This window comes from Streptomyces sp. NPDC005266 (assembly GCF_040607655.1).
Classification (GTDB): domain Bacteria; phylum Actinomycetota; class Actinomycetes; order Streptomycetales; family Streptomycetaceae; genus Streptomyces.
Window position 1 is genome coordinate 39,794 of record NZ_JBEXHC010000031.1, and the last position, 24,566, is coordinate 64,359.

At 68.8% G+C, this 24,566-nt stretch carries 24 protein-coding genes, 1 tRNA gene and 2 pseudogenes; 13 read left to right on the forward strand and 14 right to left on the reverse strand.

Going from position 1 to position 24,566, the window contains the following annotated elements; genetic code table 11:
• Window positions 1-11: 11 nt before the first annotated feature.
• From argS to ABZU99_RS33350, 3 genes are read left to right on the forward strand one after another with little or no spacing between them, the layout of a single operon-like run.
• Window positions 12-2,057 (forward strand): arginine--tRNA ligase, encoded by a 2,046-nt coding sequence (argS, locus tag ABZU99_RS33340; protein WP_355952956.1) that lies wholly within the window; start codon window positions 12-14, stop codon window positions 2,055-2,057.
• A gap of 20 nt (window positions 2,058-2,077) precedes the next feature.
• On the forward strand, window positions 2,078-2,839 hold the full coding sequence (locus tag ABZU99_RS33345) for an SDR family oxidoreductase (RefSeq protein ID WP_355952953.1): 762 nt from the start codon (window positions 2,078-2,080) through the stop codon (window positions 2,837-2,839).
• Window positions 2,836-3,819: an ornithine cyclodeaminase family protein gene (locus tag ABZU99_RS33350; RefSeq protein ID WP_355952950.1), complete on the forward strand. Its 984-nt coding sequence runs from the start codon at window positions 2,836-2,838 to the stop codon at window positions 3,817-3,819. The genes ABZU99_RS33345 and ABZU99_RS33350 overlap by 4 nt, the downstream gene beginning before the upstream one ends.
• 40 nt (window positions 3,820-3,859) lie before the next feature.
• On the opposite strand, the gene ABZU99_RS33355 is transcribed toward ABZU99_RS33350, so the two are convergent.
• From ABZU99_RS33355 to ABZU99_RS33380, 6 genes are read right to left on the reverse strand one after another with little or no spacing between them, the layout of a single operon-like run.
• Window positions 3,860-4,360: a MaoC family dehydratase gene (locus ABZU99_RS33355; RefSeq protein WP_355952947.1), complete on the reverse strand. Its 501-nt coding sequence runs from the start codon at window positions 4,358-4,360 to the stop codon at window positions 3,860-3,862.
• Window positions 4,357-5,337 carry a CoA ester lyase gene (locus ABZU99_RS33360; protein ID WP_356228119.1) on the reverse strand — a complete coding sequence of 327 codons (981 nt, stop codon included), beginning with the start codon at window positions 5,335-5,337 and terminating at the stop codon, window positions 4,357-4,359. Before ABZU99_RS33360 ends, ABZU99_RS33355 begins: the two co-directional genes overlap by 4 nt.
• Window positions 5,271-6,524, reverse strand: coding sequence for an aminotransferase class I/II-fold pyridoxal phosphate-dependent enzyme (locus tag ABZU99_RS33365; RefSeq protein WP_355952941.1), 1,254 nt, complete (start codon window positions 6,522-6,524; stop codon window positions 5,271-5,273). Before ABZU99_RS33365 ends, ABZU99_RS33360 begins: the two co-directional genes overlap by 67 nt.
• The gene (locus ABZU99_RS33370; protein ID WP_355952938.1) at window positions 6,521-7,396 is read right to left on the reverse strand and encodes a cupin-like domain-containing protein; all 876 of its coding nucleotides are present in this window, start codon (window positions 7,394-7,396) and stop codon (window positions 6,521-6,523) included. The genes ABZU99_RS33365 and ABZU99_RS33370 overlap by 4 nt, the downstream gene beginning before the upstream one ends.
• Window positions 7,393-8,640, reverse strand: coding sequence for a glycosyltransferase family 4 protein (locus ABZU99_RS33375; RefSeq protein ID WP_355952935.1), 1,248 nt, complete (start codon window positions 8,638-8,640; stop codon window positions 7,393-7,395). The genes ABZU99_RS33370 and ABZU99_RS33375 overlap by 4 nt, the downstream gene beginning before the upstream one ends.
• An 11-nt stretch (window positions 8,641-8,651) precedes the next feature.
• Window positions 8,652-9,731 (reverse strand): hypothetical protein, encoded by a 1,080-nt coding sequence (locus ABZU99_RS33380; protein ID WP_356049811.1) that lies wholly within the window; start codon window positions 9,729-9,731, stop codon window positions 8,652-8,654.
• Between the two features lie 485 nt (window positions 9,732-10,216).
• On the opposite strand from ABZU99_RS33380, the gene ABZU99_RS33385 reads away from it, so the two are divergent.
• Window positions 10,217-10,289, forward strand: a tRNA-Arg gene (locus ABZU99_RS33385).
• Between the two features lie 95 nt (window positions 10,290-10,384).
• Here the strand turns inward: ABZU99_RS33385 and ABZU99_RS33390 are convergent.
• Window positions 10,385-10,705 (reverse strand): erythromycin esterase family protein, encoded by a 321-nt coding sequence (locus tag ABZU99_RS33390; protein WP_356228122.1) that lies wholly within the window; start codon window positions 10,703-10,705, stop codon window positions 10,385-10,387.
• 223 nt (window positions 10,706-10,928) lie between these two features.
• On the opposite strand from ABZU99_RS33390, the gene ABZU99_RS33395 reads away from it, so the two are divergent.
• From ABZU99_RS33395 to ABZU99_RS33405, 3 genes and pseudogenes are all read left to right on the forward strand, one after another.
• Window positions 10,929-11,159 carry a hypothetical protein gene (locus ABZU99_RS33395; protein WP_355952930.1) on the forward strand — a complete coding sequence of 77 codons (231 nt, stop codon included), beginning with the start codon at window positions 10,929-10,931 and terminating at the stop codon, window positions 11,157-11,159.
• A gap of 2 nt (window positions 11,160-11,161) precedes the next feature.
• Complete coding sequence (locus ABZU99_RS33400; protein WP_355952928.1) at window positions 11,162-11,572, forward strand: hypothetical protein; 411 nt, start codon at window positions 11,162-11,164, stop codon at window positions 11,570-11,572.
• A 39-nt stretch (window positions 11,573-11,611) separates the two neighbouring features.
• Window positions 11,612-11,835 (forward strand): annotated as a pseudogene (locus ABZU99_RS33405) (hypothetical protein).
• A gap of 121 nt (window positions 11,836-11,956) precedes the next feature.
• Here ABZU99_RS33405 and ABZU99_RS33410 read toward each other — a convergent pair.
• Both ABZU99_RS33410 and ABZU99_RS33415 read right to left on the reverse strand, forming a co-directional pair.
• Window positions 11,957-12,145: a tyrosine-protein phosphatase gene (locus ABZU99_RS33410; protein ID WP_356228123.1), complete on the reverse strand. Its 189-nt coding sequence runs from the start codon at window positions 12,143-12,145 to the stop codon at window positions 11,957-11,959.
• Window positions 12,146-12,207: 62 nt separating this feature from the next.
• Complete coding sequence (locus ABZU99_RS33415; RefSeq protein WP_356049847.1) at window positions 12,208-13,197, reverse strand: zinc-binding alcohol dehydrogenase family protein; 990 nt, start codon at window positions 13,195-13,197, stop codon at window positions 12,208-12,210.
• A gap of 585 nt (window positions 13,198-13,782) precedes the next feature.
• On the opposite strand from ABZU99_RS33415, the gene ABZU99_RS33420 reads away from it, so the two are divergent.
• From ABZU99_RS33420 to crcB, 3 genes and pseudogenes are all read left to right on the forward strand, one after another.
• Window positions 13,783-14,292, forward strand: coding sequence for a CrcB family protein (locus tag ABZU99_RS33420; RefSeq protein WP_356049809.1), 510 nt, complete (start codon window positions 13,783-13,785; stop codon window positions 14,290-14,292).
• Window positions 14,289-14,709, forward strand: a pseudogene (locus ABZU99_RS33425) (DUF190 domain-containing protein). Before ABZU99_RS33420 ends, ABZU99_RS33425 begins: the two are co-directional and overlap by 4 nt.
• Complete coding sequence (gene crcB, locus ABZU99_RS33430; RefSeq protein WP_356049807.1) at window positions 14,654-14,998, forward strand: fluoride efflux transporter CrcB; 345 nt, start codon at window positions 14,654-14,656, stop codon at window positions 14,996-14,998. Before ABZU99_RS33425 ends, crcB begins: the two are co-directional and overlap by 56 nt.
• A gap of 62 nt (window positions 14,999-15,060) precedes the next feature.
• Here crcB and ABZU99_RS33435 read toward each other — a convergent pair whose 3' ends face one another.
• Window positions 15,061-16,008, reverse strand: coding sequence for a LysR substrate-binding domain-containing protein (locus ABZU99_RS33435; protein WP_355952916.1), 948 nt, complete (start codon window positions 16,006-16,008; stop codon window positions 15,061-15,063).
• Window positions 16,009-16,115: 107 nt separating this feature from the next.
• On the opposite strand from ABZU99_RS33435, the gene ABZU99_RS33440 reads away from it, so the two are divergent.
• From ABZU99_RS33440 to ABZU99_RS33450, 3 genes are read left to right on the forward strand one after another with little or no spacing between them, the layout of a single operon-like run.
• Window positions 16,116-16,853, forward strand: a complete 738-nt coding sequence (locus ABZU99_RS33440; RefSeq protein WP_356049845.1) for a succinate dehydrogenase cytochrome b subunit — start codon at window positions 16,116-16,118, stop codon at window positions 16,851-16,853.
• A 1-nt stretch (window position 16,854) separates the two neighbouring features.
• Window positions 16,855-18,801 (forward strand): fumarate reductase/succinate dehydrogenase flavoprotein subunit, encoded by a 1,947-nt coding sequence (locus ABZU99_RS33445; RefSeq protein WP_355952910.1) that lies wholly within the window; start codon window positions 16,855-16,857, stop codon window positions 18,799-18,801.
• The gene (locus ABZU99_RS33450) at window positions 18,798-19,556 is read left to right on the forward strand and encodes a succinate dehydrogenase/fumarate reductase iron-sulfur subunit (RefSeq protein ID WP_356049805.1); all 759 of its coding nucleotides are present in this window, start codon (window positions 18,798-18,800) and stop codon (window positions 19,554-19,556) included. The genes ABZU99_RS33445 and ABZU99_RS33450 overlap by 4 nt, the downstream gene beginning before the upstream one ends.
• Here the strand turns inward: ABZU99_RS33450 and ABZU99_RS33455 are convergent.
• The 4 genes from ABZU99_RS33455 to ABZU99_RS33470 form a co-directional block, all read right to left on the reverse strand.
• The gene (locus ABZU99_RS33455; RefSeq protein ID WP_356049803.1) at window positions 19,528-21,150 is read right to left on the reverse strand and encodes a PH domain-containing protein; all 1,623 of its coding nucleotides are present in this window, start codon (window positions 21,148-21,150) and stop codon (window positions 19,528-19,530) included. The genes ABZU99_RS33450 and ABZU99_RS33455 overlap by 29 nt on opposite strands.
• Window positions 21,147-21,650 carry a PH domain-containing protein gene (locus tag ABZU99_RS33460; RefSeq protein WP_355952901.1) on the reverse strand — a complete coding sequence of 168 codons (504 nt, stop codon included), beginning with the start codon at window positions 21,648-21,650 and terminating at the stop codon, window positions 21,147-21,149. The genes ABZU99_RS33455 and ABZU99_RS33460 overlap by 4 nt, the downstream gene beginning before the upstream one ends.
• 106 nt (window positions 21,651-21,756) lie before the next feature.
• The gene (locus ABZU99_RS33465) at window positions 21,757-23,835 is read right to left on the reverse strand and encodes an FUSC family protein (RefSeq protein WP_355952899.1); all 2,079 of its coding nucleotides are present in this window, start codon (window positions 23,833-23,835) and stop codon (window positions 21,757-21,759) included.
• Between the two features lie 76 nt (window positions 23,836-23,911).
• Window positions 23,912-24,367, reverse strand: a complete 456-nt coding sequence (locus ABZU99_RS33470; protein WP_355952896.1) for a hypothetical protein — start codon at window positions 24,365-24,367, stop codon at window positions 23,912-23,914.
• Window positions 24,368-24,566: the final 199 nt, after the last annotated feature.

The window sequence follows — 24,566 nt, forward strand, 5'->3', positions numbered from 1 at the left end:
GAATCGATTCCATGAACGAGTTGGCCAAGCAGAACGAAGCCCGTCGACACGGAGTGGAAGCACTCCGCGATGCCGTGAAGAAGCAGCGACGAGCCTCGGTACCTCCGGCCGCCAAGGACTATCCGCTAGCCAACATCAAGGCGCGGATCCAGCAGGTCCTGCTCGAACGGTCCGGGCGCGACACCCTTCCCTGGGAGGTCGACATCCTCGACCGCTCACGGTTCGGCGCCGACCTGGCGGTAAGGCTGACTGGGCTGCTCAAGGAGGGCGGCGCCAAGGAATACATCTCCTCGCACATTCCATGGATCGTCGAGGCCCTGAATTCCCCCGCGCTGAGCGACGCCGTAGCCGACGTGAGCCACAAAGGCATCTACGTCAACGTCCGGCTGACCGACGACTGGTATCTGTCCAGCGTTCAGTCGATCATTGCCCTGGGCGATCGGTATGGCCAGAACGACAGCAGGTCCAGCCGTACGCAGATCGTGGATTACTCATCACCCAACGTTGCCAAAGTGCTGCATGCGGGTCACCTCCGCTCGACCATGATCGGCCACGTGCTCAGCAATCTCTACGAAGCCTCCGGCGCACTGGTCTACCGGGTCAACCACATCAACGACTTCGGCGGATTCGGCTTCATGCTGGAGGGATACCGCCGGTTCGAGGCTCATTTCCCGGAGGAGATGAGCAACAATGACCGGCTGCTGGCGATCTACTCCATCCGGCGCAGCCTGGAACGGACCGTGGCCGCCGGAACGGACCTGGAGGACGCCGCCGATTCCGATCGCGAGGTTGTCGCCACCTACTTCCCCGGAGTGACCGGGGCCCACGCGCTGCGGACGGCCTACGAGGAGTTCGTCGCCGCCTCTGACGCCCGCTTCCACAGGCTGGAGGAGGGTGACCCGGAGGAGGTCGAGCTCTGGCGGCGCATGGTGGATTGGAGTCTGGCCGACTTCCGGTCCTTCTACGAGGCGCTCGGCATCAACATCGACTTCACCATTGGGGAAAGCTTCTACCTCGACGCCGGAAACGCGGAGGTGGACGAGGCCACCCGCAGCGGCCGGGCCTACCAGCTCACCGAGGAGATGGTGGACGAAGAGGTCGCCGAACTCGAGCGCGCTGTCGAGGACGGGGAGATGACCCCCGAAGTGAAGGCCAAGTCCACGGCCCTGCTGGAGAAGGACCTCGGCGCGATCGTGGTGCCGCTGCCCGGGGGCGAGCGGCTGGTGGTCCGCCGTTCCGACGGCCGGAGCATCTACGCCACCCGTGACGTGGGGGCGATCAAGCTGCGGCGCGAAATCTTCGAGCCGACCGACATCAACTACGTGGTGGGTCAGGAACAGCGCATTCACTTCTCCCGGCTGTTCCAGGCCGCTGAGGTGCTCGGGCTGGCCAAGCCAGGCGAGCTGAACCTCAAGCACACCTACTTCGGTTTCTATGTCGACGCCGCGACCGGGAAGAAGCTGTCCAGCCGCGACACCGTCGCCAGCGTCAACGAGCTGCTCGCCCGGTCGGTTGAGTACTTCCGTGCCAAGACCGCCGAGAGCGGCGGGATGACCGAGGAAGAGATCGATCAGGCCGCCCACCAGCTCGCGGTCGGCTCGGTGGTCTTCAATGACCTCAAGAAGGACATGAAGACATCGGTCAACATCGACAAGGACGATCTGAACTCCGTCATCACTGAATTCGAAAAGGCGGGCGGCGCCTACGCCGTTTACTCCGCCTGCCGGGCCAGGGCCATTCTGCGGAAGTACAACCGGCCGCTGCCCCAAGCCGCCGACATCACTTCCTTCGACCTCAACGAGCAGGAGTCGTTGCTCATCCTCCGCCTCCTCGAGTTCCCGGAGAAAGTGGCCAAGGCGGCCGACGAGGACGACCCCGCTGTTCTGGTCAGGCACCTGCTCGACCTCGCCGGCATCTACAACTCCTACTACGCCAGCGCGCCTGTCCTGCAGGGCGACCAGGCCAACGAGTTCCGGCTCCTGATCACGAAATCGGTGCAGACGGTGCTGGAGAACGGCCTGGACCTCTGCCACGTCGAATGCCCGCCCAAGATCTGATGGGAGACGGAACCCCCGCCATGGGCAGACTGACCGGGCAGCGGGCGATAGTCACCGGTGGCGCCAACGGCATTGGCCGTGCCATCGCCATGGCCTTCGCCCGCGAGGGCTGTGACGTCTTCTTCACCGCGTTGAACGACGAGGCCGCGGCCCGGTCCACCCTCGCCGAGCTGCGTGCGCGCGGCGTTCGGGCGGACTACATGCTGCTCGACGCCGCCGAGCTGGACGCCGTGCCGCGCTTGATGGACGCGGCGTCGGAGGCCCTGGGGCTCCCCGACGTCCTGGTGAACAACGCTGCCACGGCCACGAGGACGGCATTCCTGGATCTGACCCCGGACGAGTACGAACGCGTCATGGCGGTCAATCTGCGCTTCCCGTTCTTCGCCACCCAGGCGTTGGGCGCGCGGTTGCGCACCGCCGGCACTCCGGGAAGCATCATCAACATCAGCTCACTCAGCGCCACCAGTGCCATCAGCGCCATGGCCCACTACCAGTGCAGCAAGGCCGGCGTGTCGATGCTGACTCGCGGGGCGGCCTATGAGCTGGCCCCCTTCGGTATCCGCGTCAACACCATCTCACCGGGGCTGACCGCCACCAAGTCCAACGCCGCGCAATGGCGCGACGACCCGGACCTTTGGCAGGAACGCGGAAAGGACATTCCCCTGGGCCGGCCTGGCCGTCCGGAGGATCTTGCCGGGGCGGCGGTGTTCCTCGCATCCGCCGAGTCGGCGTGGATGACCGGCGGGGACATCGCCGTGGACGGTGGAGAGGTCGCGGTGTGAGTACGGCATGGGCGCCACGGCTCATCGACGGGCCGGAGTTGGAACGCGACGACCTGCTCCCGCCCGTCATCGAGGCGTTGGGGCATGCCTTTCGGGCGCTCCGCGCCGGGCAGGCGCAGACCGCCGCCCGCACCCTGCTGCAGACCGGTCAGGAGCCGCCCAACCAGCTCTTGGTCAGCCCGGCGGCATGGGAACAGCGCGGTGTCGCCGCACTGAAGATCACCACCCTCACACCGGCCAATCCGAGCCGTGGGCTGCCTCTGATCCACGGCATCGTTGCCCTGGTCGACCTGGAGACAGGCCGAGTGACGGCACTCCTGGATGGTGCCGCGCTCACTGCTGTCCGTACGGGAGCCGTCGCCGGCCTGGCGACGCAGGTGTGTGCGTCGCCGGATGCCGGCGATCTGGCCGTCGTCGGAGCCGGGGTACAGGCCCGCGCACTGCTGCGCACCATGGCCGTGGTGCGCCCGATCCGCTCCGTTCGGCTGTACTCCCGGACCAGGGAAAGGGCGGAGGCGCTCGGCGAGTGGATCCAAGCCCGTCTGGGCCCCCATGTCGCTGTGACGGTGTGCGATGACGCCCGCACGGCCGTTCACGATGCGGAGATCATCTGCACGGCGACCTCCACCGACAGCAAGACACCGCTGATCGAAGCCGAATGGGTCCGGTCCGGGGCTCATCTCAACGTCATTGGCGGCACGCACGAGGACGCCGTGGAGATTGCCCCGGAGCTGTTGACGACAGCGTTCGTAGCGGTCGAACAGCAGGGTGACGCGCTGGAAGAAGCAGGAGAGGTCCGGGCGGCACTCGCCAACGGCCTCATCGACGGCGCCCACCTCCATGAGCTGGGCGCCCTGCTCGAAAGCGGGGCGGCGGCGCCGAACCCCGGCCAGACCACGATCTTTCGCAGCGTGGGCCTGTCCCTTGAGGACACGGCTGCCGCGGCAGCCGTGTACGACGCCCTCCGCGAGGCCCCGTAGCAGGAAGCACAGCCGGTTACGGGGCCGATGAATCAGCGGTTCATCCGGTCGGCCGCGCATCCCGCGACCAGGCCAGGAACGATCTCTCGAACACGATGACCGTCTCTCCGGTCGATTTGGTGCCGGTGGTCTCCACCGTCACTATCCCTTGTCCGGGACGGGACTTGGACCACCGCTTGCTCAGAATTCGGCTGGTCGCGTACAGCGTGTCGCCGACGAACACCGGGTCGGCCAGGCGTACGCGATCCCAGCCCAAGTTGGCTACCGCGCGAGCCGAGAGTGCCTGTACGGTCATCCCGCCGACCAGAGCCAGAGTGATCGAGCTGTTGACCAGGACCCGTTTGTACCCCGTCCCCGCCGCATAGTTCTCGTCGAAGTGCAGCGGATGCTGGTTCATGAGCAGCAGGGTGAGCCAGGTGTTGTCGGCCTCCGAGATCGTCCGGCCCGGCCAGTGCTTGATGACCATGCCGACGTCGAAGTCTTCGTAGTCGCCGCCGTGTTCCTCGACGTATTCGTTGTCGCCGACGCGCCGCAGGGTCATGTGGTCTCCGTCGTCGCGTGTTGAGTAGTACCGGTGGCCGGACCCGGCGAAGCCGGGCTGTCCTTTCCGTACCGCGCCGACCACGCCTCACCTCGGGCCAGGGTCATACGGGCCTTCCGCACGAACGGCGGGCCAACCATGCGCCCATCGACCAGGGTTACGCCGTCACCTGCCGCATGCACCGCTTCCATCACCCGGCGTGCTTCCTTGATCTCGGCATCGCTCGGCCTGAATCCCCGGTTGATGGCTTCGAGTTCCTTCGGATGAACCGTGCCTTTGCCGTGGAACCCGAGGGAACGCGCCTGTTCGATCTCCTCGCGCAATATCGAGGGATCCGCAAGCTGGAAGTTCCCCGTGTCGATGCACGCGGATTCGTGGCGGGCACAGGCAAGTGCCATGGCCTGCCGTGCGGCCAGCAGTCCGGCCCAGTTGATGTCGATGCCCAAAGTAGCTGCCAAGTCGGCTGAACCAAGGATCAGCCCGTCGCTCTCCGCAGCGATCCCGTCGACCTCGTCGACCGCCTCGACGGTCTCGACCGTCACAAAGATCTCGGGGTGCCAGTCAGCAGAGGCCAACATGTCCCGAAGGAGTTTGGGTTCGGCGGCGAATCTGACCATCGTCATGAACACGAACCCGGGCTTCGCCGGAGTGGCTGTGAGCATCGCGAGGTCGTGCACGGACTCGATCGAACTCAGCGGGTTGATACGGACAGCCGCGTTCCTGAGATTCGGTGACCTCTCCAGCGCCACCCGGCAGATCTCCCGGGCGTCCCGCTTCGCCGAGGCGGGCACCGAGTCCTCCAGGTCGATCAGATGGACGTCCGCGTCGTGTGAACGCGCCGTCAGCACTCGTTCCAGAGAGGAAGCGGGGGTATAGAGGATGCTCCGTGGAATGGGACGCGCTGTCGTAGTCACTCGCCCGCCCCAGTCTGAACCGGGGGTGCCGGTCGAGCCCCCACCTCCACGAGTACCGAGCACAGTTGACGGATGTGGTCTTCGGTCTGACCGGCTCGCATCATGACGCGCAGTCCCGCCGTACCGCGTGCGACGATCGGGAAGAACACCGGGGACACGTAGAACCCTGCCTCGAAGACCCGACGGCCGGCGTCGATCACCGTCGCGTCATCCATCGGGACCAGCCTGATGGGGAAGGTCGAGCCGGACTGCTCGGTCTCGATGTGGGCATCGAAGAGAGCGATGTTCTCCTGCAACCGCTTCTGAAGCGCGCCGAGTTCCGACGTGCGGTGAATCGCGGCCGACGCCAGCCCGGCGCCGACCGCGGCGATGTTCAGGGGTTGTGAGTAGCTGAGCGCGCCACCGAACCGTTCTATGACGCGCAGCGTCTCCTTGGAGTGCCCATCGAGCAGGACGGCCGCACCACTGGTCCCAAACGCCTTGTTCAGCGTGGCCACCACGATGGTTCGGTCGTCCAGGGCAGGGCTGTGCGAGCGGACGTAGCCGATGCCGCGCGTCCCGTACGCAGAGAGGGAATGGGAGTCGTCATAGAAGACCCGCAAACCATATCTGTCCTGCAAGGCGGCAAGTTCCTGGACGGGGGCATAACCTCCCAGACTGTCACTGCCGTCGCAGACGTACCAGACTTGGGGATACTCCTTGCACCGGTCCTCGATGAAGTCCAGGTCGTGATGGCGACAAGTCACGACCTCCGTCTCGTCGGCGCACATGGGCTTGGCCTGCGCCATGGAGACGTGACAGTTCTTGTCGAAGATCATCAAGGGGCGAGTGCCGTCCCCGATGTGACCTGAAGCGATCAGTGGCAGCAGCCCGGCACTCGCGACGCTGGCCGAGATGGCCGAGATGACATCCGCTGAGAACAGCTCACCGAGCGCGCTCTCCAGTTCCAGCAGAGCGGGTATCTGTACCCGGCTGCGCGGAATGCAGTGGTCGAGCACCCCGTATTTGCGCAGAGCGGCGACGGCGCCCTCGATCACCTCGGGATGGGAGTCCAGATCCAGGTAGGAGCAACAGCTGAAGTTGACGAACTCGTGACCGGCGTCCGTGCGCAGTATGCCGTTGTCGAGTTCGGCAACGATACCAGCCAGGCCATTGCGCTCCGACATATCCCAGAAGGAATTCCCAATTCCCACCGATTTATCGTTGTTGCGAAATCTGTTGGCAGGCTGGATCAATACCGTTCGGGTCACTTCTTACCGCCCGCAGATTGCTTCTCCGGCTGGTAGTCGTAGAAACCCATCAGCTTGCGGAATGCAAGCTTGTAGAGCGAGTCGGCCAGGATGAGAGGACGACGCAAAATCTTTGTGTCGCGCAGCCAGAAGTTTATGTTGATGTTGACCCGGTCAAGTCCGTCGACTTGGTGCCACCACCCCATGGGGAGGTACAGCATCTGCCCCGGCTCCAGAACGATGTCTCGACGCTGCGCAAGCATGGCCACCAGCCGCGGATAGCGCGTGAGGTCGATGTTGTCGAGCCTGGTGGGCTTTGAATGGTGACCGTACCCGCGCAGAGCCGACCGGACGTAGTAGTTCTTGAACCCTGGGGGCATCACAACAAAGCGCTTGCGGCCCTCCAGCTGCAAATTGAAATTCTCGAACTCGTCGAAATGGGGGCGTCCGCGAAGTCCATCGTAGCTCACCCATATGTTGGCCGAGTTCAATGGGGCCTGGTAATCGAACATGCTCTCGGTGTCGAACCCGAGCAGGTCATTGATGGCTTCCGGCTGGTTTTTGATGTTCGAAACGACGCGATACCTGCCGTCCGTATTCGACTTGTAAGGTTCACGCTCGAAATAATCACGAAGAATGATCTTCGTGATCTCGGCACGCGTCTCGTTCTCCTTGTTGCGATCTTTCGTGAACAGAGCAACCCTGGTATCGCCGAGTTTCTCGATCACGGCGCTTCGATAGAAACCGGGCTCGGCCGGCGGGAGAACGTCGATGACCGCAGGAACGTCGGCCCTGATGATGGCATCGGGCCCCCAGGCAAGAAATTCATCCAGGCTGAGCCGAGGGTATTGGACGCTCTCAATGCCGTAGTAGCCGGAAGCTGTTTCGGTCACGAGGGGATCCTCTCTGTGTTATGGGTGCACGGATGTTCACCCTTGAAACCTAGCCATGCCGCGTAGTCGTCGGTGACGAAGGCGGCCACGCGGGCGAAGTCCTCGCGTTGTTCGAGACCCAATTCCTCCGTGGGGCAGGCACGCCGATCCGTGGAGAAATTGAAAAGGGCCTCTGGCCGTACTCGGAGTCCGGCCCTGGGGCGCGCAGGCCGGGACATCACCTCAGCGCGCGCTCGAGTGAGTTCGCTTCGCCATTCCTGACGCTCGATGAGGTTATCTATTCGGTGCTTCGCGCGCTCGCCATAGGTTTTGCGCAGCTCCTGCGACCGAACCAAATCCAGGCAGGCATCGACGCACTGCTGCGGTGTTTGGACAATCAGGGCGCTGTCAGTTGTCAGCAGGTCCCGTACTCCTCCCACCGGGAAAGCCACACAGGGCAACCCGGTCAGCATCGCCTCTTGGAGGGCTTTCTCGCTGGTCGCGTAGGTGTACGGGTTGAGCGGATAGCAGAAGATGTGCAGACGACTCAGAAACGCGGCAGCGTCGGGCTGGAAGCCCAGGAAGCGCACACGTTGGCCCAGGCCGAGCCGATCGGCCTGGGCACGGTAGTCGTCCAGTGGACCCTCGCCGGCGAACTCGAAGTCGACCTCGGGTGCGGCGTGGATGACCTGCGCGGCGATCTCCAGCATCGCGGCATGCATCTTGATCGGCTCGACCGTGCCGAGATAGCCAATGGTGATCCGGCCGCCGCGGCCTTTGTGGACACGGGGAGCACCGCCCGGCGTTGCGCCAAGACCGGCCTCGGAGAAGACACAGCGGGCCTGAGGGAGTGCGGCATGCCGGCGATTCCTCTCGAATTGCGGATTCGCCGCCGCGCTCGGAACCGTGACCGTGCAACCGTCGACACGCGAGAGCAACTCCCTGCTCGGGCACATCCAGGGTGCGTCGAAGTGGCCGCGGGAGTGAAGGAGGATCCTGGAGGCCGGCAGGTCGGTGTTGACCAGGAAGTCATTGACGTACGGGTTGTTCCACCATTCCACTTGCACGATGTCAGCGGCGGCTGCAGCGGTGCGCGCGGCTTCCACCCCGGCGACAACATCGATTCCGGCTCTTTCGAATGTCTCCCGGGGTTCGGGCTGGGGCGGCACCAGTGAGGCGACGGTGGGAGTCGCCTCGGCGGGGCCGTCGACGCACATCCGTAGCAGCCCTTTACTGGCGCCACCACTGGTCACTTCCTTGATCACATGGAGCACCTTCACTGGGCCGGGCCCCCGGCATGCCAGCGGGCCAGCAGATCAGCTCGGGTGTAAGGGAAGCCGCCGAACAGCCGCTCGTTGGCCTCCAAGGCTTCCTCATCGGCAAGCAGGAGAAACTGGAACAGACGGTCCTCGAGCATCGCGTCCCATCGGTTGAGGACCGCCATGTCCTGTGCGCGACCGTCGTGGTCCTGGCCGTCGAACGAGCTTCCTTGCCCGTACGCACTCACTGAGTTCAGTCCATGGTCTGAGTGCTGCAGCCCAAGAGCGTGGGAGATTCGTTTCCGCTCGGTTGCGTCGCTGAACCAGGCGTTGAAGGAAATGTAGGTGTAGCCGAAGGAGTCGGCCCCGAGGTAGCCGGCGTAGCGCTTCCACAGGTCCAGAAACTCACGGATCCGGTAGCGATAGGCGAAGGCCGGGTCCTGCTGTGCCTGCCGAGCGATGGAGGCTGCCGTGTTGGGGAAGTCGCGAAGGACGACCACGACGTCGCTGCGGCGCGCCACATGGGCGTTGTGACGGAAGGGAAAAACCGCTGGATCGAGATTTTCGTAACCGACTATCAGTGTGCGCTCCTGAGGGTTGATGGCCATACGCGCGTACTTGTCGCGGTCAACCGTCAGGAGGTTTCCCTCTGTCTCGATCAGGGATATCTCGGCGCTGTTCAGGTACCGGACCTCCGAAGCATCGAAATGGCCACGCAGCCATTCGGAGATCGCATGGTTCGCGCCCCGGCGCAAACCGAAGACGAAGATGGCACGCTCGAACAGAGGTTCAGGCGTTGGCGCTGAGTTCTCTTCCTTGTCGGACGCTACGGATGCGGCCAACTCCAGTAGGTGCTCGGCGGTGAGCTGCTGGGACCTCGTGCGTTCCAGTGCGCTGTCTTGAAACCTCAGTGCCGCACTGAGGGGCGGCTGGTCAGTCAGAACAGTTTCCAGATCACCAAGGCGCCGCAGGATATTTTCCAGTGCGGTGGGAGGAAGTAGCTGGGTCAGAGCGTGGGCGGTACGTTCACGCTCGTTGTCCACCCGGGCCTGTTCAAGTTCGGTGTCCTCGAATCTCTTGTTCGACTGAGCGACCACGCTATCCCTTACCTAGAGGCCGATTTTCTGACTTCGCAAGAGTATTGGATATGTGCACGTCAAAGGCGTAGTGCACATTGAGGCATGTGGTGTCGAGTCCAGCGCTCGGCTCGGTGTAACCCCCGTGGTTCGGCGTGCTCGCAGGCCCGTGTTCACGACCGTCGGTGTCCTGGCTACCGTCTGGTTGCTTGCCTTCATCGAGCGAGACCGCCCCAGGAGTGCGACTGATCGGGCACGTGCTGACATAGATCGTATGCATGATCGACCGCTCATGACCAGCCACTTAGAGCAAACTGACGCCATGAAGGGGTCTGCCGCTGGGTTGTCTGACGCAGGGATTCGCGCGACTGTGAAGATGGTGTGAGAGGCTACGCACGAACCCTTCGGAAGCACTCGTCTCCCCCAGTCACTGGGGATCTGCCATACCTCCAGGTGTCCCCCACGCCCCGGGGGACAGTGCTGGAGGAGTGCGTTTTCGCAGCTGAGCCCCCGTAGCTCAGTGGATAGAGCAGGCGCCTTCTAAGCGCTTGGCCGCAGGTTCGAGTCCTGCCGGGGGCGCAACTGACCCTCCCTCTACGCACGTAGCGGAGGGGGTCTTCCAGGTGCGGGCGCTGGTCAGACGGCGAACGGGTAGGTCTCGGGGCCTCGCCCGTCTACCAGCGGGCGGCGCGCTCCAGGGGCTCGACGGCTCGCGTCTCCTCCATATGTCTATATGGATGACGGCGTCGAACTGGTCCGCGACGCGCGCGAGGAAGTAGTGGCTCTGCCGCTCGGTCTCTGGGCGGTGGATCACGCCGCTCGCACGTTCCAGGCGGGTGGAGCCCCACCTCGTGGAAGAGTTCCTCGGCGCTCCCCCCGAGGGCCGGTCGCACCCGCTTCCGTCCGGCCGGGCCTCCCCAGTCGTCCGCTGCCGTGACGGAGACCCGCGAGGACGCAGTCGGCGCCCCTTCTGTCGCGGAACAGACGATCGGCATCCCCCTGCCCTCCTGTTTCGATCATGCGCGAGCGCGGCAGGGGTGAGGTGCGCCCCGGCCCCGCCTCTCCGCTTTCCCGCACGCCGTGCCGTTATCGGCCGAAAGTGGGGTAGTCCGGGCGAGGCGAGGCGGATAGGCCTGGTCGAACGCCACGCCGCGCACGGCTCGCACGAGTCCCCATGGGCCCCACGGGCACGGCGATGGCCCCGGCACCGGCGCGGTCGTGGCAGGTATCGCGGCCGGTGCCGCCCTCGGCGTCGCAGGCGGCATCGTCGCGGCCGAGAGCGTCGACGAGATCGGCGACACCTTCGACGAACCTCATGGCACCCTGGCCAATGGCGAAGAATCGGTAATGAGGGCCGGTGGCCTGGGGCCCGGTGAAACGATGCCGACCTCATCCAGCTCATCGAGCTCAGCAAAACGGGGTGGCGTCGAGATTCGAGGAGGACGGTGACCATGATCGAGTGGAGGCAGCTCAGCACTGGTCTGAGGCCCGTACCCGAGCCCGTCGCCACCCCCGTCATCTGGGTCGGGGCCTTCACCGGCGCCCTATTGCTGGTGGCGGCCGTCAACTTCCTCGGCGGCCACGGCCGGCCGGTGTTCGCCCTGGTCGCGCTGTCGCTGCTGGCCGCTCTGCTGGGGCTGTGCGCGCGGTTCGTCGCGGCCCCCGGCACCGCCGGCCTGTGCTGGCTGTTCCTCAACGGCTTCGCCATCCCGCCGGCCGGCCGGCTCAGCTGGGCGGGCGAGCGGGACCCGGGCTGGCTGGCCTGTCTGTTCGCCGCCGCCGTCGCCGGAACCGCGCTCGCCCGCATCGTCAACGCCCGTGCCGGCTATCGCCGCATCACCCCGCGCGGCCCTCGGCCCTGAGCGTCCACCACGGCGTCCACCACGCTGAAGGGGAAGCCCTTGCCCGCCAACGGCCAGAGCCATGTCCGGATCGCCCGCCCCTCGCGCGACCTCGCGGCGGCGGAGCGTACCGTGCCGAGGGCGGCGAGCGGCCCGGGGAGCGGGATCGCGGCGGCACGCGGGTCCCCTCCCCCAACCCCTACTGGAACGAATGGGGTGTCACGGTCGAGGAGCCGAACGGCTATCGGCTGGTGCTCTGCGAACGCTCCTGGTCGAATTCCTGACGTTGCGACTCCGACTACCGCTCCAGCAGGTTTGTGCGCAACGTCTTGACCTGCGCGTCGTCAACGCCCAGGAGCTCGGTGGTGGAAGACCACCGGGCCGCTCCCGGCGGCGGCGATCACCTCAAGGGCGCGGCGCAGCTCCTTGACGCCGTCGTGGTCGATCTCCAGATACCGGTCGGCGAGATATCACCCCGTCTCGATGTCCGCCCAGCGAGTCGGACCGGAACAGCCGCGCCCACCGCATCGTTCGGCCGTCGCCGGTCGGGTATCCGCCCAGGTCACGGAAGTTGTGCAGCCGATCGAACGCTATGTGTCCCCATCCCGGGTCAGCCCATGGCGACGCGGCTCCGGGGTGCTGACGATGTGGCGCCGCTACCGCTCCATCGTCAGCACCGCGACTCCGTTCACCCGGTCCGCCGCGAGGTCGTCCAGCGCCGCGTCCGCGCGGTCGAAGGGGTACGGGGTCACCGTGGCGCGGATACGGTGGGTGGCGGCCGTGGCCAGGAACTCCCGGCCGTCGTCGCGGGTGTTGGCGGTGACGCTGCGCACGGTGCGCTCGCGGAAGAGATGGCGTTCGTAGTGCAGGGCCGGGATGTCGGAGAGATAGATTCCGGCGATGCTCAGCGTGCCGCCGGCGTCGAGCGCCTCCAGGGCGACCGGCACCAGCTCGCCCACGGGGGCGAAGAGGATGGCGGCGTCGAGGGGCTCGGGCGGGCGGTCGTAGGAGTCGCCCGCGGAGGCGGCGCCGAGGTCGAGGGCCAGCCGGCGGGCGGCGGACGAGCGGGTCAGGACGTGGACGACGGCGCCCTGGGCGAGGGCGACCTGTGCGGTGAGGTGCGCGGAGCCGCCGAAGCCGTAGATGCCGAGCCGGCCGCCGGGCGGGAGGCCGGCGCGGCGCAGGGCGCGATAGCCGATGATCCCGGCGCACAGCAGCGGGGCGAGCTCCTCGTCGGCGTATCCGGTGGGTAGTTCGTAGGCGTAGGCCGCCGGTACGGTGACGTACTCGGCGTAGCCGCCGTCCGCGTCCCAGCCGGTGTACTCGGACGACGGGCACAGGTTTTCCCGGCCGCGGCGGCAGTACTTACAGCGGCCGCAGGTGCGCCGCAGCCAGGGGACGCCCACCCGGGTGCCGGGCGCGGGGACCTGCGCCTCGGGGCCCGCCGCGACCACCTCGCCGACGACCTCGTGGCCGGGGACGACGGGGGTGCGGTGCGGGGGCAGATCGCCGTCGCGGACGTGCAGATCGGTACGGCACACCCCGCAGGCCCGGACCCGGACCAGCAGCTCGTCCGCCGCCGGCCGGGGTACCGGGAGCTCCACCTGGTCGATCCGGCCTGGCGTACGGACCACCCAGGCCCGCATCGTCGGGGGAAGGTCAGCGTTCGCAGCCGTCACCCGGACAACGTAGCCCCGGGGCGGGGCCCGCGTCAGGAGGCGGCGCCGTCCCCACAGCGACGCAGCCCCGGGCGCGGCCCGCGTCAGAAGGCGGCTCCGCCCCCACAGCAACGCAGCCCCGGGGCGCGGCCCGCGTCAGAAGGCGCCGGGTTGCGTCCTTGGAAGTGGCGTACCGGGTTCCGCCTGATCCGGGGGTTTTCCTCGGCGTCGGGGTGAGGGCCCGGACTAGACAGACGGCCACCGGCTGATCCTTCGAGAACGACCAAGATCTTGAAGGAGACCAGCACGATGACCGCACCTGACAGTGTGCCTCTGCACGCCCTGACCGAGGACAATCTCGCTCCGGCGAGTCCCGATCTGCTCCGCGCGATGATCAAAACGTTCGCCGACGCCCCCACAGCGACGCAGCCCCCGGGCGGGGCCCGCGTCAGAAGGCGCCGCCGCCCCCCACAGCAACGTAACCCCGGGGCGATGTCTCCACGGCGCCGTCCCCACGGCGGTCCGGTCGCCTGGACCGTACCGGCCGGATCAGCGCCACGTAGCCTGAGCCTCATGGACAGCTCACGGTCGAAGGCGGTGGACGAGCCCATCGACCCCGACATCGGCCCGTCCACGCCTGCCCGGCCCGGCGCCTGGCACGGGCAGGGCCCGGTGGTGGGCGTGGTGGCGGTCGGCGGCGGGATCGGGGCGGCCGCCCGCTACGGCGCGTCGCTGCTGTGGCCGACCCCGGCGGGTGCCTTCCCCTGGACGACCTTGCTCGTCAACACCGTCGGCTGTGCGCTCATCGGCGTCTTCCTGGCGCTGATGAGCGAGGTGTGGGCGGCGCACCGGCTGGTCCGGCCGTTCTTCGGCACCGGTGTGCTGGGCGGGTTCACCACCTTCTCGACGTATGCCGTGGACTTCACGCGCCTGGTGGACGAGGGCCACGCCTCGACAGGTCTGGCCTATCTGGCCGGGACATTGCTGGCCGCGCTCGCGGCGGTAGGGGCCGCGGTGGCGGCGACGCGGCGCGCGATCGGCGCGTACGACAGGTACGGCCGGCATGGCGGGGGCGCCCGGTGAGCGGCGAGGCCGCGCTGCGGCTGACCGTGTTCGTCGGCGAGAGCGACACCTGGCATCGCAAACCGCTGTTCGCCGAGATCGTGCACCGCGCCCATCGGGCGGGGCTCGCGGGAGCGAGCGTGTTCCGCGGTGTCGAGGGCTATGGCTCCACCGCTCTGATCCACACCTCGCGGCTGCTGTCGCTCAGCGAGGATTTGCCCATTGCCATTGTGATCATTGATACGGAGGAGCGGGTGCGGTCCTTCCTGCCCGAACTGGAGGAGATCGTGGGAGACGGCGGTCTGGTGGTGGTCGACCCGGTCGAGATCATCCACCATCCGGGCCGGGCCCGATGAACTGGCTGCTGGTGATCGTGGGCGGCATGGCCGGCGCCCCGCTGCGCTATCTGACCGACCGCGCGGTGCAGGCCAGGCATGACTCGATGTTCCCGTGGGGCACCTTCGTGGTGAATGTGACCGGCTGTCTGGTACTGGGGCTGCTGACCGGCGCGGCGGCCGGGGGGGCCGCCTCCTCACACGTGCAACTGCTGCTGGGGACCGGGCTGTGCGGGGCGCTGACGACGTACTCGACCTTCTCGTACGAGACGCTGCGGCTGGCCGAGGAGGGCGCCCGGCTGTTCGCTGTCGCGAATGTGGTGGCGAGTATGGCCACCGGTGTCGGCGCCGCCTTCGCCGGCACGGCGCTGGCCCAGGCGCTCTGGGGATGACCCGGGGCCCATCAAGCCACCCCGGCGGGCCGCCCCGGCAAGCCCCCTCGGTGCGCGTCCCCTCAGTCCGTGTCCTCCTGCGACAGCAGCCGCGTGCTCGGCGGCAGTCCGAACTCCCCCGCCGCCGCCGACCGCAGATGCTCCAGCAGCACCCGGCGCAGCTCGCGCGCGGCGCGGGGCGGGGCGACGTCCTTGCGGTGGGCGACCGCGATGGTGCGCCGCATCTCATGGCCCGCGAAGGGCGTGATCCGCAGCCCGGACCGGGCCGCCACCATCCCCGGCAGCACGGCGACGCCGAGCCCAGCCCTGACGAAGCCCAGCACCGCGTCCATCTCGCCGCCCTCGACCGTGAAGGTCGGCTCGAACCCGGCCGCCCTGCAGGCCGCCGTGGTGAATTCCCGCAGGTCATAGCCGCGCCGAAACATGACCATCGGCCGGTCCCGCAGATCCTCGACCCGGATCCGGCGGCGCCGGGTGGGCGGTGGGGACGCGGGTGAGGAGGCCACCACCAGCTCCTCGCGCAGCAGCTCGGTGGCGGCCAGTGCCGGGGCCTGGCCGGGCAACGGCGTGATGATCAACGCGAGGTCCAGCTCCCCGGCGGCCAGCGTGCGTACGAGGTCCTTTGAGCCGCCCTCGTGCACGATCAGCTCGATGCCCGGGAACGCGTCATGGAAGCGGCGCAGCACATCGGGGACGAAGCTGGCGCACAGGCTCGGCGTGGCGCCCAGCCGCACCCGGCCACGCCGTAGCTGGGCGACCTCCTGGACCTCCCGGTGCGCGGTCTCGGTGTCGGCGAGGATCTGCCGGGCCAGCGGAAGGAGCGCCTCCCCGGCGTCGGTGAGCGCGATATTGCCGCGCGCCCGGTGGAAGAGATCGGCGCCCAGCTCCCGCTCCAGCGCCCTGATCTGCTGGGACAGCGAGGGCTGGGCGACATGCAGCAGCTCGGCGGCGCGGGTGAAGTGCCGGGTGTCCGCGACGGTGGCGAAATAACGGAGCTGCTGCAACTGCACACAGCGATGATAGGCAGAGGCTATGGAATCAAGCGAGAGCATGTCTTGGACGTATCGCCCCAGCGCTGCCTAGCGTCCTTGCCATGACAATGGCGACACGGACGGACATGGGCACGGACCACCACCGGCCCGGCCGGAAGCGGAAGCAGCCGGGGAAGCCGCCGCGGAAGCCGTCCCTCATCGGCGCGGTGTGGCGGTCGACCATCGGCAAGAAGGCGGTCATGGCCGTCACCGGGCTGATCATGCTGACCTACCTGGTGGCGCACATGTACGCCAACCTGAAGATCTTCTTCGGGCCCGACGACCTCAATGGCTACGCCCACTGGCTGCGGACCCTCGGCGAGCCGTTCCTTCCGCGCGAGGGGTTCCTGTGGCTGGCCCGGCTCGCGCTGCTGGCCTCGGTCGTGCTGCACGGTGTGGCCGCGTACCAGCTCAGCCGGCGGGATCTGGCCGCCCGCCCGCGCGGCTACGCCCATCAGCGCCGGCGGGCGAGCTACGCGACCCGCACCATGCGCTGGGGCGGGGTGATCCTCGGGCTGTTCATCGTCTGGCACATCCTCGACCTCACGACGCTCACGGTGAACGAGCGCGCCGAGCCCGGCGATCCGTACGACAACGTGATCGCGACCTTCTCCACCTGGTACGGCAACACCGTCTACATCGTGGCGATGCTCGCCCTCGGCCTGCATGTCCGGCATGGCTTCTGGAGCGCCGCCCAGACCCTCGGCGCGGGCCGCCCAGGCCGCGACAAGGCCCTCAAGGTCGCCGCGAACGGCCTGGCCGCCGTCCTGACCTGCGGCTTCATCGCCGTACCCATCGGCGTGACGAGCGGAGTTGTGAGCTGATATGAGCGCGTACACCGACTACCTCACCGGTGAGCCGATCGCCGACACCAAGGCCCCGGACGGCCCCATCGAGGAGCGCTGGGACCGCCGCCGCTTCGAGGCGAAGCTGGTCAACCCGGCCAACCGCCGCAAGTACACCGTCATCGTCGTCGGTACGGGCCTGGCGGGCGGCGCCGCCGGGGCTACGCTCGCCGAGCAGGGCTACCACGTGGTGCAGTTCTGCTACCAGGACTCCCCGCGCCGGGCGCATTCGATCGCCGCCCAGGGCGGGATCAACGCCGCCAAGAACTACCGCAACGACGGCGACTCCATCCGCCGCCTCTTCTACGACACCGTCAAGGGCGGCGACTTCCGCGCCCGCGAGTCCAATGTCCACCGGCTCGCCCGGATCTCGGTGGAGATCATCGACCAGTGTGTGGCGCAGGGCGTGCCGTTCGCCCGTGAATACGGGGGGCTGCTGGACACCCGCTCGTTCGGCGGTGTCCAGGTATCCCGCACCTTCTACGCCCGCGGCCAGACCGGCCAGCAGCTGCTGCTCGGCGCGTATCAGGCCCTCAGCCGCCAGATCGCCGCGGGCAATGTCGAGATGCACGCGCGCACCGAGATGCTCGACCTGATCGTCATCGACGGGCGGGCGCGCGGCATCGTGGCCCGCGATCTGATCACCGGCGCCGTATCCACGTACTTCGCCGACGCCGTGGTCCTCGCCTCGGGCGGCTACGGCAATGTCTTCCACCTCTCGACGAACGCCAAGAACTCCAACGCCACCGCGATCTGGCGGGCCCACCGGCGCGGCGCCTACTTCGCCAACCCCTGCTTCACGCAGATCCACCCCACCTGCGTCCCGCGCTCCGGCGACCATCAGTCCAAGCTGACCCTGATGAGCGAGTCGCTGCGCAACGACGGCCGCATCTGGGTACCGAAGACGAAGGGCGACACCCGCCCGCCCGCCGAGATCCCCGAGGACGAGCGCGACTACTACCTGGAGCGGATCTATCCGTCCTTCGGCAATCTGGTGCCGCGCGACATCGCCTCGCGCGCCGCGAAGAACGTCTGCGACGAGGGGCGCGGGGTCGGCCCCGGCGGGCAGGGCGTCTACCTGGACTTCGCCGACGCCATCGCCCGGATGGGCCGCAAGGCGGTCGAGGAGAAGTACGGCAATCTCTTCGAGATGTACGAGCGGATCACCGCCGAGGATCCGTACCGGGTGCCGATGCGCATCTACCCCGCCATCCACTACACGATGGGCGGGCTGTGGGTCGACTACGACCTGCAGACCAGCGTGCCCGGCCTGTTCGCGATAGGCGAGGCCAACTTCTCGGACCACGGCGCCAACCGGCTCGGCGCCTCCGCCCTGATGCAGGGCCTGGCCGACGGCTATTTCGTCCTCCCCTCCACCATCAACGACTACCTCGCCCACCATCCGCACGACGAGGTCGACCCCGGCCACCCCGCGGTCACCGAGGCGGTCACCGACGTGACCGACCGGCTGCGCCGGCTGCTGGAGAACGACGGTGACCGCACCCCCGACTCCTTCCACCGTGAACTCGGCGAGCTGCTGTGGGACCAGTGCGGCATGGCCCGCACCTCCGAGGGCCTGCACAAGGCGCTGGAGCGCATCCCGTCGCTGCGCGAGGAGTTCTGGCGCCGGATCAAGGTGCCTGGCACCGGCGAGGAACTCAACCAGTCGCTGGAGAAGGCCCATCGCGTCGTCGACTATCTGGAGCTCGCCGAGCTGATGTGCCTGGACGCGCTCCACCGCGCCGAGTCCTGCGGCGGCCACTTCCGCGAGGAGAGCCAGACCCCCGACGGCGAGGCGGCCCGCGATGACGAGGGCTTCTCGTATGCCGCGGCCTGGGAGTTCAAGGGCACCGGCAGCGCGCCCGTCCTGCACCGCGAAGACCTGGTCTTCGAGTACGTCCACCCCACCCAGCGGAGTTACGCATGAGGCTCACCCTGCGGATCTGGCGCCAGCGCGGCCCCGCGGAGCCGGGCGCCCTGACCACCTACGAGGTCGACGGCATCTCGCCCGAGATGTCCTTCCTGGAGATGCTCGACACGCTCAACGAGGAGCTGATCCTGCGCGGCGAGGAGCCGGTCGCCTTCGACCACGACTGTCGCGAGGGCATCTGCGGTGCGTGCGGCATGGTGATCAACGGACAGGCGCACGGCCCCGAACGGACCACGACCTGTCAGCTCCATATGCGGCACTTCTCGGACGGCGACACGATCGACGTAGAGCCGTGGCGGGCCGCCGCCTTCCCCGTCGTCAAGGATCTGGTGGTGGACCGCTCGGCGTTCGACCGGATCATCGGGTCGGGCGGCTACATCTCCGCGCCGACCGGCAGCGCCCCGGAGGCACACGCCACCCCAGTGCCCAAGCCGGTCGCCGACACCGCCTTCGAGCACGCCGAGTGCATCGGCTGCGGAGCCTGCGTGGCGGCCTGCCCCAATGGCTCGGCGATGCTGTTCACCTCGGCGAAGGTGGTCCATCTGAACGTGCTGCCGCAGGGGCGGCCCGAGCGCGAGTCCCGGGTCCTGGACATGGTCGGCGCGATGGACGCCGAGGGCTTCGGCGGCTGTACGAACACCGGGGAATGCGCGGTGGCCTGCCCGAAGGGGATCCCGCTGCAGTCCATTTCGATGATGAACCGCGAGTTCCTGCGGGCGAGCGTCAAGGGCGGGGGCCGGATGGGCGAGTGAGCGGTGCGCCGGCCGACCCGTCCGTCAGGAATTCGTCCATGATCCCCGGGGCCGCCTCCGACGCGAAGGGAACAGCCTCCTCGGCCGCCATGTCGCGGATGCGGTAGCCCTCGTGGCCCGCGGCGACCGCCGCCGTCACCGTGCTGACGCCCGCCCGCCGGGACAGCGGGTTGTCGGTGAAGCTCCAGGCGAGGACGGCGTCCCGCTCCAGGGCGACGGTGTCCCGGCTGAAGGTGCCGGAGCGGATCAGGAGATGGCGGCCGGTCACGCCGTGGCCGAGCGCGCGGTACGCGTCGCGGGCGAGGAGCAGGACGACGGGGGTCGCGAACAGGACGTACCCCACCGCGCAGTACAGCAGGACGGGCGTCAGCAGCGCCCCGAGCACGGCGGGGACGACGGCGCCCGGCAGCACGGCCCACAGCATGCCGCGGGTGACGCGACGGCGGAGGGCTGCGCGGGGGTGCCCGGCCCACGCGGGGTGTTCGAAGGGCGTTTCCGCCGGTTCGCCGGGCGCGGCGAGCACCCCCGCCGTCACCCGCAGGGCCTCGGCCCGGGGAGCGGGCGGGAGGAGTCCACCGCGCTTGCAGTTCTCCTCGCGGTTGCCGAGGCCGCCCGCGACGGCGCGTACGCTCGCGCCACCGCCCATCCGCAGCAGCAGCGGCTCCCGCAGGACGGCGCCGCGCAGCCGGGAGCGTTCGAAGGAGACCGAGCGGGTGGTGAGCAGTCCGCGGCGGATCCGCAGGGTGGTCGCGTCCGACCATTCCAGGCGGTACTTCCACCAGTTCTCGGCGTAGAGCACGACCGCCCCGGCGCTGCCGACGGCGGCGATCCCGAGCAGGGCGAGCGGAATGGTGAGCCACAGCACGCTGCTGCCGAACTCCTGGAACGCCCGGCGGACGAAGCCGATCCGCCAGGGCTCGATGCCCAGGTCGCTCAGCACCCGCCAGACGGTGCCGAGGACGGCGAAGACACCGCCGAAGATCCAGAAGGTGAGCGGGGCGTAGCGCAGCCAGCGGGGGTCGGCGGTGGCCAGGACCGGTTCGCCGGCGGTGTCGCCACCCCCGGCGCGGGCGAGCAGTTCGGCGCGCAGCCGCTCTGCGTCGGGGCGGGTGAGGGCTTCGAGGGTGAGTCCGCTGCGGTCGCCGCCGGAGCCGGCGGCGGTGGTGGCGCCCGCGCGCAGCACGGTCAGACCGAAGAGCCGCTGGACGGGGTGGGCGGTCAGATCGACGGTGCGGATGCGGTGCAGCGGGATGGCGCGCAGCCGGCGGGTGAACAACCCGGTGCGCAGCTCGAAGGAGTCGGCGGTGACCCGGTAGCGGGTGCGCCACCAGCGCAGCAGGCCGGTGGCGGTGATGACGGCGAAGGTGACGCCGACGACGGCCAGGGTGATCCAGGCGCGGGCGTCGAGCCGGCCGTGGGTGGCCAGGGCGGTGAGCGCGAGGGAGCCGAGCGGGGCCGCCATCCAGCTGCAGTGGACGGCGAGGGTGCGAGGGTCGAGGGAGCGCCAGCCGTCGTCCGGCGCGGGCCCGGGCTCAGGCCCGGACTCAGGCCCGGACTCAGGCCGTACGGGCCGTACGGGCTCGGGGGCGGTCATGCGGCATCACCGGGGACCAGCTGCGCCGCCTCGCCGATGCGCCGCGAGAGCTCCTCCGCGTCGGCGTCCGACAGTCCGGCGATACGGATGTCGCCCGCCGTGGAGGCGGTGGTGACGGTGACGGTGGCGAGCCCGAAGGCCCGTTGTATCGGGCCGCGTGCGGTGTCCACGGTCTGCACGCGGGAGAGCGGGGCGATGCGCCGCGTACGCCAGAACCAGCCGCCCGCCGCGTAGACCGCCCGCTCCCCCAGCTCCCAGGCGTGCACCGCATAGCGCCACCGCGGCATGCACCACAGATAGCCGAGGGCGGGCAGCACCAGGGTGACCAGCAGCAGCGGTCCCAGCCAGGGCAGGGCGCCGGGGAAGAAGAGCAGTGAGAGGACGAGCAGGGCGATGGCGATCAGCAGCGCCGGGCCGCTGAAGACGACCATCGCCTGAACGGTCCACCAGCGGCGGGCCCGTGGGTCGACTCGATGGCGCGGCGGCCGGAGTTCGGGCATGGTGATGATCCCCCCTCAGTGTTTCCCTGGACTGAACTGCGTGAACCCCACGTTATAAGGGGGACGGGCGCTCTCTCCTCAACCCTCAACGGGTTTTCTGGTTCCCTCAGCGGGGTTTCCTGGTCCGCGCCAGCGCCTCGGCCAGGTCCTCGAGGGACTCCATCAGCATCTCGGCGCTGCGCACCCCCACCCAGGGCCGGTCCCCGGCCCGTTCCTGCCAGCGCTCCAGCGCCTCCTGCACGGGGGCCCAGTCCAGTGACTGCCGCTCCCGTACCGCCTCGGCCGCCTTCGGCACCGTGGCCCGCAGGGCCGCGGCGAAGTCCCTGGCCTCCTTGGACGGGGGCGCGTCGCGGTCCGGCAGATGCGCCTCAAGCAGCATGGTGACCCGCCCCGTCGTGGACAGCGCCGTCTGCGCGGCCCGCGCCGCACGGCGGGACAGCCCGCGGTGGCGGACCGGCTCCCGCTGGGCCCGCAACTCCAGCTGCTCGTAGTCGGCCCGCGCCGCCCGCGCGTCCAGCAGCGCCTCCCGCACCTGGCGGGGGCGGCGTTCGGCGGGGCGGGCGTAGGCGTCGAAGACGGCGGTGGCGTAACGGCCGTTGGCGGCCAGCCAGTCGGCCAGCCGGTCGCGCAGCAGCGGTGTCTCCCAGGCCGGGAAGACCACGTACGCGGCCATCGCCAGCACCCCGCCCAGCAGGGTCAGCGCCACCCGTGCCTGCACGGTCTGCCCGACCTCCTCGCCCGCGATGTCCAGCAGGAAGACGACATACGCGGTCACGCACGCGGAGGCCACGACGAAGCCGGTGCGCATCAGCAGATACATGATGGCCGCGCACCCCACGGCCAGGGCGGCGCTCACATACGGGCCGGGATGGGCCAGCGTCGTGACGGTGCCGCCGATCAGAACGCCCGCGAGCGTCCCGAGGAAGCGGGCGACACCGCGCGAGAAAGTCTGGCCGAAGTCGGGCCGCAGGACCATCACGGAGGTCAGCGGCGCCCAGTAGCCATGGCCGAACGGCAGCGCGGTGCTCAGCAGATAGCCGCTGGTGGCGACCACGCTGAGGCGCACCGCGTGCCGCAGCACCCGTGAGGACCAGCGCATCTCGCGATGCACGGCGCGCAGCGCCCCGCGCATCATCCCCACGATGGTGGGGCGCGGCCGATAGCGGTGGGGCTTGCCGCCCTCGGCCGTCACGGCCTCCACCGGTTCGTCCGAGGACTCGACGACGTCGGAGACGAGCGCCATCAGCCGCAGCGCGGCGCGGCGGGCCGCGCCGTCCAGCATCGGCCCGGTCGGCGGCACCTCCAGCACCGCCATCGCCTCGGGCGGCAGCCGTACCGGCTTGCCCCGGCGAATCGCATGGGCCACCGCGTCCAGCACGGTGGCCGTCGCGCCGAGCAGCTCACGGGTCCGGTCGCGCTCCGGCCCCTCGGGGGCGGCGCCGATCACGGGGTCGGCGAGCGAGGCGAGCACCGGCCGGATCCGCTCGGCCAGCAGCCGGTATCCACGCAGCTGGCGGGGGCGGTTCCGGGCCTGGCGGGGCGTCAGTGCGGCGGCACTGCGGGCGTCCATCAGCGGGGTCGGGTCGAAGGGCGCGACGGGGTCGTGGCGCAGCCTGCGCGCGTAGTCGGCCACGGCGGCGAGCGCGTCGGCGAGGGCGTCGCGCTGGGCGCCCCACGGCCGTACCGGGAAGAGCACGATGAGCGCGGCCTGCACCACCCCGCCGAGCCCGATGAGCGCGGCGTGCTGCAGAGCGCCGAACACCGAGGTCGGCAAGGTGACCGTGACCAGCATCACCGCGACCATCTGGGTCGAGACCAGGCCGGAGACCGGGCCGATCGCCCACGACATGCCCGTCAGCAGGGTCCATACCGCCAGCATCAGGAGGAAGGTGGCGGTATGGGTGCCGGCCAGATAGCCGAGGAACGTGGAGACCGCGAGCAGCGCGGCGGCGGCCAGCGCCAAGGAGGGGCGCGGCCGCCAGCTGCGCTGGAAGGTGGCGATCCCGGCGGAGAACGCGCCGAAGGCGGAGGAGACGGCGAGCGTCGGCGACCCCAGCCACAGGGTCAGCCCGACGACGATCGCCACACCGCACGCGCCGCGGATTGCGACGAGCGGATCCAGCCGGGTGCGCTCGATCGTCAGCCCGGTGCGAGTGGTCTCCTTCAGCGCGTGCGACCAGGTCATACGGGGGAGACTACGGCCTTGATCGGCAGGCGAGGAACCAGCCGTCCCCGGCCGGCTCCCCTCGCCCGCCGGCGGATCAACCGTCGGTCCCGCAGTACACGTCGAGCAGCTTGAGCGGCTGGCTGCCGTCGAGGTCGACATAGGCGGTGAAGGACGCGGTCTGGGCCCTCTTGCCCCAGGTGGTGGTGATGGTCGCCCAGCCGACCCCCGCCGACTGGGCCGTGGTCACCTCGCCGACCTCGACGTCGCGCGGGGTGTTCTGCGCGCACAGCAGCAGGTCGTAGTCGGGCGTCTGGGCGGCCCGCTCCTTCAGGCCGTCGGAGACGAGGTGCTCCCGCTCCCAGGGGCGCGGGCCGTGGTTGCCGTAGAAGCCCTCCAGGAAGTGGTGGATCTCCTCGGCGGTGTAGCGGCCGTTCGGATCGGTCCGGTCGGTGGCGGAGGCGGGAGCTCCGGCGGCGAGGACGAGCCCGAGGCCGAGCGCGGCCGCGCAGCCGCCGATGGCGGTCGCGGAGTGGCGAAGAGCATGAAGCATGAGAATTCCCCCTGTATGTGCTTGTGCGCGCATTCTTCGGGCGAGCACTCACACAGACCCATGAGACGGTCGCATGGTTGTGTCAGCCGCCCGGGGACAGCGAAACCGTTCCTAATCAGTGAGCAGGAGTGAGTCTTGGACCCACTGCCAGGCACTGCGCGCATCCCGAACGGTTTTGGATGCACTGGTTGCCCGCGTT

Coding starts and splice junctions, on each gene's coding strand:
- argS (WP_355952956.1), top strand. CDS start 12: ATGAACGAGTTGGCCAAGCAGAACGAAGCCCGTCGACACGGAGTGGAA.
- ABZU99_RS33345 (WP_355952953.1), top strand. CDS start 2,078: ATGGGCAGACTGACCGGGCAGCGGGCGATAGTCACCGGTGGCGCCAAC.
- ABZU99_RS33355 (WP_355952947.1), bottom strand. CDS start 4,360: ATGACCCTGCGGCGCGTCGGCGACAACGAATACGTCGAGGAACACGGC.
- ABZU99_RS33390 (WP_356228122.1), bottom strand. CDS start 10,705: ATGCCGATCGTCTGTTCCGCGACAGAAGGGGCGCCGACTGCGTCCTCG.
- ABZU99_RS33400 (WP_355952928.1), top strand. CDS start 11,162: ATGATCGAGTGGAGGCAGCTCAGCACTGGTCTGAGGCCCGTACCCGAG.
- ABZU99_RS33415 (WP_356049847.1), bottom strand. CDS start 13,197: ATGCGGGCCTGGGTGGTCCGTACGCCAGGCCGGATCGACCAGGTGGAG.
- ABZU99_RS33420 (WP_356049809.1), top strand. CDS start 13,783: ATGGACAGCTCACGGTCGAAGGCGGTGGACGAGCCCATCGACCCCGAC.
- crcB (WP_356049807.1), top strand. CDS start 14,654: ATGGCCGGCGCCCCGCTGCGCTATCTGACCGACCGCGCGGTGCAGGCC.
- ABZU99_RS33440 (WP_356049845.1), top strand. CDS start 16,116: ATGGGCACGGACCACCACCGGCCCGGCCGGAAGCGGAAGCAGCCGGGG.
- ABZU99_RS33445 (WP_355952910.1), top strand. CDS start 16,855: ATGAGCGCGTACACCGACTACCTCACCGGTGAGCCGATCGCCGACACC.
- ABZU99_RS33450 (WP_356049805.1), top strand. CDS start 18,798: ATGAGGCTCACCCTGCGGATCTGGCGCCAGCGCGGCCCCGCGGAGCCG.
- ABZU99_RS33455 (WP_356049803.1), bottom strand. CDS start 21,150: ATGACCGCCCCCGAGCCCGTACGGCCCGTACGGCCTGAGTCCGGGCCT.
- ABZU99_RS33460 (WP_355952901.1), bottom strand. CDS start 21,650: ATGCCCGAACTCCGGCCGCCGCGCCATCGAGTCGACCCACGGGCCCGC.
- ABZU99_RS33465 (WP_355952899.1), bottom strand. CDS start 23,835: ATGACCTGGTCGCACGCGCTGAAGGAGACCACTCGCACCGGGCTGACG.
- ABZU99_RS33470 (WP_355952896.1), bottom strand. CDS start 24,367: ATGCTTCATGCTCTTCGCCACTCCGCGACCGCCATCGGCGGCTGCGCG.